Below are 513 nucleotides of genomic sequence, written 5' to 3'. Positions count from 1 at the left end.
CTCAAAGTTACTGCCTTTAAAGGTACCGTGCGCGACTTTGTTATAATAGAGGCTTCCTCCTAGCGAAAGACCATGACGTTCATTTTGCAATATTTGGTATTGAACGTACGTCGAGAGGTTGTTCGCGATGGTTTGGCCTTCGAAGCCGTCTTCCAACACATCATATTGCGGCATTGAGATGTAAAAGCGGTTTTTATCAACTTTATCTCGCCCGTTTTGTCCAATTCCAAATAGGTCATGAAAGCTTTCTGTTAAGCCATCCAGATGATTATCCGCAGCAAATACCCAGCGATAATTGAGTTCCCATTGCCATTGAGAACTGACTTGCCACTTAGCTCCAATTTCTAATTGGTTGTGGTAATAATCCAAAGCGTATTCGTCGGTATGAGCCCAAACACTCGCTATTGTCGCCGAGCCATAAGCTTCTATGTACTCTGAAGGCAAGCTAAACCCAGAGCGGAGATGGTTGGTATGACTGACCACTTGCATTGGCGATTGAGCGTAAGATCGAAG

General features: G+C 44.4%; 1 protein-coding gene. It reads right to left on the bottom strand.

Annotated elements, in window-relative coordinates; translation table 11 throughout:
- The coding region (locus R7P74_RS29515; protein ID WP_318124312.1) for a DUF3187 family protein at positions 1 to 513 on the bottom strand (513 nt) is incomplete at both ends.

The sequence above is a fragment of the Vibrio sp. 2033 genome, assembly GCF_033339735.1.
This window is presented reverse-complemented; position numbering and strand designations above follow the sequence as displayed.